5 protein-coding genes are annotated in these 5,084 nt (G+C 42.4%); all 5 read right to left on the bottom strand.

Translation table 11 applies throughout. The annotated features are described in order from the left end of the window. Window positions 1–595 (bottom strand): recombinase family protein (locus tag SORDD16_RS03980; protein ID WP_061452460.1); only part of this gene is annotated, 595 nt, incomplete at its 3' end. Between the two features lie 47 nt (window positions 596–642). Further along, window positions 643–1,356 carry an O-methyltransferase gene (locus SORDD16_RS03975; RefSeq protein WP_081215128.1) on the bottom strand — a complete coding sequence of 238 codons (714 nt, stop codon included), beginning with the start codon at window positions 1,354–1,356 and terminating at the stop codon, window positions 643–645. Window position 1,357: 1 nt separating this feature from the next. Continuing rightward, complete coding sequence (pepF, locus tag SORDD16_RS03970) at window positions 1,358–3,160, bottom strand: oligoendopeptidase F (protein WP_061452459.1); 1,803 nt, start codon at window positions 3,158–3,160, stop codon at window positions 1,358–1,360. Between the two features lie 18 nt (window positions 3,161–3,178). Further along, a complete protein-coding gene (locus SORDD16_RS03965; protein ID WP_061452458.1) occupies window positions 3,179–4,135 on the bottom strand; it encodes a competence protein CoiA in 957 nt (318 codons plus the stop codon). Window positions 4,136–4,211: 76 nt separating this feature from the next. Further along, on the bottom strand, window positions 4,212–5,084 hold an 873-nt coding region (locus tag SORDD16_RS03960; RefSeq protein ID WP_241733971.1), incomplete at its 5' end, for a PDDEXK family nuclease.

Here is a 5,084-nt window from a genome sequence, read left to right as displayed (position 1 = left end):
CATTATTCGCCACATCGTTGCGTTTCAAGACTTTATAGATGGTTGAGGTCGAAATTCGTTCTGCTTTTGCAATTTTTCTTATGCTTAATCCACCTGCCAAATACTGCTGAATAATTCTCTTCTCCTTCTCTTTCGAAATTCGCTTAGCACCTAGTTTGACACCTTTTTCCTTAGCTTTACGAAGCCCTTCACGGGTACGAAATCGCAAGTTTTCCAGCTCACTTTCTGCCACAAATCCTAAAATCATACAAAGTAGCCTACCAATGAGCGAATCGGTTTCCAGCTTTTCGTGCAGGCTGATGAGCTGGATTTGATGTTCGTTGAGCTGCTCGATTATTTTCAGCAATTTAAACATGGAGCGGGTGAGCCTATCAAGCTTGTAGATGGTGAAAGTGACTTGCATTCCTTTTTTCGAAAGCGTTTGAGCCAATTTTAGAGCCTTTTCGAGCTCTGAGCGTGCATTATTTGAACCAGATTCACACTCGATAAAAAGCTGGTCACAATGCTTGAGAGCTTCGATTTGCACCTCTAAGCCCAAATCTTGCTTATGGGTTGAAACGCGTGCATAGCCGATATTGATGATATTTTGAGACATAAAAATCCTCCTGTTACTTGATACAGGAGGATTGTACTATTTTTTATTTATTTCATTTCTGGCAAAGTTACATTCTCCACATTCTTTCGTAGCATGAGAATGCCGTCTCCAAGTGGAACTAGAGTTGCCGTTAGACCTGGATTATCCAAAGTTGCGTCGAAAAGTCTTTGCAAACCACGATAAATGGTTCGTTGACCACGGCGGACTTCCATGATGTCCTTGGCAACATCCCCTCCTTGGAAAATATCATCCAGGACCACTACTCCACCGACTTCCAAGTGCTTGAGAATTTCAGGCAGAAAGACGATGTACTTGGACTTGGCAGAATCCATAAAGACAAAGTCATAAGTTTCTGTCAGAGTAGATAAAACATCAACTGCATCACCTTCAAGTAAGGTGATTTGCTTGCGACTGTCAAACTGGGCAAAGTTTTCCTTGGCAAAACCAATCATTTCTGGATTACGGTCAATGGTTGTAATCTTGGCATCTGGCGCATGTTCCGCCATCAAGAGGGCAGAAAAACCAATAGCCGTTCCAATTTCCAAAATGTTCTTAGGTTGCATGGTTTCCATGAGAAAACGGAAATAAGCAACTGTTTCATGGGGAATGATGGGAATGTTCTCCTTGCGAGCGAAGGTCTCCAGTTCTTTCAAAGAACCTGTCACCTGCTTTTGACGCTGGCGCATGAGTTCTACGATTTCTTCCTTGACGACTGGACGTCGCATATTGTGATTGGCATTTTTACTATAAGACTCTACCATCTTAAGCTAGTCCCAATTTTTCAACAAGGGCTTCAAACTCGTTTAAGCGGCGTTCAAAGACAGCAAAAGCATCGTTGAGATAGTCTTCTTTTTCCATATCAACACCCGCTTTTCTCATAACATTGAGCGGATAGTCAGACTTACCTGCCTTGAGGTAGTCGATATAGCGGTCACGATCTTCTTGACTTCCATGGACAATCTTCTCAGCCAAGGCTGAAGCAGCTGCAAAACCAGTTGAATATTGATAAACATAGTAGTTATAGTAGAAGTGTGGAATGCGTGCCCACTCGTATTGGATCTGAGGATTGTCTTCCTTGCTGAGTCCGTAGTACTCTTGGTTCAAGTCAGCGTAGAGTTTATTGAGGAAATCACTTGTCAAGACTTCTCCATTTTGGTCTGCTTGGTGAATGGCATGTTCAAACTCAGCGAATTGAGTTTGACGGAAGACTGTTCCACGGAAACCGTCCAAGAAGTTATTAAGGATGGCAAAACGAGTTGCATCGTCTTCCACTTCCTCCAATAATTTCTCTGTCAAGATATTTTCGTTGGTTGTTGAGGCAATCTCAGCCAAGAAGATAGAATAATCTCCGTAAACATAAGGTTGGGTTTCACGAGTATAGCTTGAGTGCATACTGTGACCTGTTTCATGAACAAGGGTAAAGAGATTGTCTAGATTGTCCTGCCAGTTGAGAAGCATGAAGGCATTGGTATCATAAGAACCACCAGAGTAGGCACCAGAGCGCTTGCCTTGATTTTCATAGACATCAATCCAACGCTCGCTGAAGGCACGTTTGACACGACTCAAGTAGTCGTCACCTAAAACCGCCAAAGCTTCTTCTGCTTTTTTCAAGGCTTCTTCGTAGGTAAAGCTATAATCTACTGACGAAAGCGGTGTGTAGACATCGTACATCTTGAGGTCGGAAATACCCAAGATTTTAGAACGAAGTTCTAAGTATCGATGCAAGAGTGGCAAGTGCTTGCGAACTGCTGCAACTAGATTGTCATAGACACTTTCTGGAACAAAGTTTGCTGCGAGGGCTGCATGGCGAGCGCTCTTATAATTGCGAACTTTTGCTCGGTAGTTTTGCACCTTAACATTTGTCTGCAAAGTCTTAGCATAAGTGTGTTGGAATTGCTCGTAAGTCGCATAAAGGGCTTCATAGGCACCACGACGCACTTCACGGTTTTTAGACTCCATCAAACGGATGTAAGTACCGTGTGAGAGTTGCACTTCCTTGCCTTCATCATCAAGCACGTATGGGAAGCTAATATCCGCATTGTCCAAAATAGCGAAGGTTTCACTAGCAGCACCAAAGATTTCTCCTGCTCCAGCAAGTAATTCTTCCTCACGTTGCGAAAGAACATGGTCTTTCTTTTGTAAGAGCTTGTCAAAAAAGTGTTTGTAAACTTGGAGTTTTGGTTGAGCTTCTAGGAAGGCCGCATACTGCTCTTCGCTAATCTCCATAAACTCAGGTTCATAGAATGAAAAGGCTTGTTCTAACTGACTGTATAGGGTAATTGCCTTAGCATAGTACTCTTGATACTTGGCTTCACGCGTGTCCTGGTCATTTTTCATATGCGCATAGACATAAAGCTTTTCAACTTGGCGTTCCAAGTCAAGTGAGAATTCTGTGATCTCAAGCAAACTGTCGGCGCTGTCCAAGAGATGTCCCTCATACTGGGACGCTGTTTGTACTTTTTCAGTTAAATCTTTCAAGGCTTCTTCCCAAGCCTGATCTGTTGGGTAGATTGTTGAAAGATCCCATGTATCTTTTTCATTTATTTCATGTCGTTGTAATACCATAAGATTCCTCCATCCTTTCTATTTTACCACATTTTTTGAGAAATATAAGTGATAAAAGGCTGGTGGATAGAGCTTTTGGCGATTATTTTTCGGATTTTTTTGATAGTAAGCCTGAAAATTTCTATAATAGCTAGTCAAATCCGTTTCAATCTGCAAAAAATCGCCTGATTCTATCGGCTTGACTTGAGGATACCAGTCGTCCAGTTGACGGTTTAATAGATTGTCCCCTTGCTGATAGGCCTCCTCCTGCTTCTTCATCCAGTAAGGCGTCTGGTAGTACAACTGCTGACGAATGTAATGACAGATAGTTGAATCTTGCACAACTGCAAAACGAGACAATTTTTGTTTTTGATAAGGAAATCGTAGAATTTCCAAGAGATTTCCTTGCCCAAAGGGAAATTCTTTGACCTGAAAATGAAGCTTGCCACGTAGATCCTGATGCAGAAGATATTTGAGTCTCAAAATTTGCTTTTTGAGATCGAGTTCCCAAGCATAGAATCCCATATTATGACTAAAATAGAGAAATCCCCTTTGCAGTTGTGTTAATCGCTCTCTTAACCAGAGTTTTTCTCCCAGCAGCCAGATAACCTGATAGCCCTGGCTACGGTATCCTTGGCTTCTATCGCCTAAAATCTTTTGAGACAAGGGACTGCACTGAATCTCCAGAGCTAGTTTCTCATTGACGAGAACATCCGCTATCTGCTGAATCTCGGGCAAACTATATTCTAAGGCAACTTGATTGTCTTTCTTGCTCCAGTGATAAAGAGCCTCTTTGTTGCCCAAGTGTTCTGGGCTTTCATTTTCAAAAATAGCAACACAATCTCTTAACCTTTCATGGGCAAAATGCGTTCGAATACTCTGTCCTTGGCGTAATCGTAGTCCGCCCCCACAGGCTGGACAAGTATAAGCTTGCTTGGTCACATCTTTTTCAAGGGTATTCACCAATTTTCCCTTGGCATCTATGGCTACAAACATGGTCTACCTCCTTTTCTCATTTATTCGAAAAAGGAGCAAAAAAGACTGGAATCCCAGCCTTTCATAATATTATTTCTTATCTTTTTTGTCTCTTAGAATATTTTTTTAGTATGGGAACGAGATTGGGAATCTGCTCACTTCTAATGATCAGCACTCCGTATTCCTGACAGCGATTGGCATAAACGGGATTGATTTTCCCCGTACAGACAATTAACTTGAGACAACTTTCCCCAGCAAAATGATTAGCGTAGACTTCTAGTTCATTGATGGCTTCAACTGATAAATCTGTCATCTTGCAGGAGATAAAGGTAATCGAGCGTCCCTTTCTCAGAATGACATCAATCTCATTTTGAACATTGTCCGCCTCTGGAAAGATACCATTCCAATCAATCTCACCACCTATCATGCACTCATCAAACAGCTGAGATTCAAGCGCCAAGAGATAGAGATACACCTCTAAAATATGCCCCTTGTTGCGGCAAAAGACTTGAGCTTCTTGACTTGGAAAGATGTATGCTACTCGCTCCTTGTCCTCGCTTTCAATACAAAGCATCCCCGCTTCCACAAGTAAAGGGATGAGGAATTCTGGATAGTGATAATACTTGCCGTTGTTTTCCAGTGTTTTTTCGGTCTCAGCATGCAGGTCATTGGTCTTAGCTAGAGAGAAAAATTGTGTCACTTGATACCAGTGGGCAGGATTGGCAATGGCGGAGCTGGCTAATTTTTTGATGGCTGCAATTTGCTGAGCTGAGTGGATAGGGCGTTTTGATTTGAGTATTTTTCCACCACGCAAGGCTATCAGCTGTTGGATGCTTAGGGTAGGAATGTCCAAATCTTCTTTTTCCAACTGACCGGCTACCCACTTGTATTGTTTTCCTCGTTCGACATCCATGGCAACGATGGGGAGGTGCCGATCCAAGCCATATTGATAGAGGGATAGGGCTAGTAG

The sequence above is a fragment of the Streptococcus oralis genome (genome assembly GCF_001578945.1).
Lineage (GTDB): Bacteria > Bacillota > Bacilli > Lactobacillales > Streptococcaceae > Streptococcus > Streptococcus oralis_Q.
Note: the sequence above shows the minus strand (reverse complement) of the source record. Positions and strands in the feature narration are given on the sequence as shown.

Excerpts from the sequence above, each read along its gene's own strand:
- SORDD16_RS03975 (WP_081215128.1), bottom strand. The coding sequence starts at position 1,356 with ATGGTAGAGTCTTATAGTAAAAATGCCAATCACAATATGCGACGTCCA.
- pepF (WP_061452459.1), bottom strand. The coding sequence starts at position 3,160 with ATGGTATTACAACGACATGAAATAAATGAAAAAGATACATGGGATCTT.
- SORDD16_RS03965 (WP_061452458.1), bottom strand. The coding sequence starts at position 4,135 with ATGTTTGTAGCCATAGATGCCAAGGGAAAATTGGTGAATACCCTTGAA.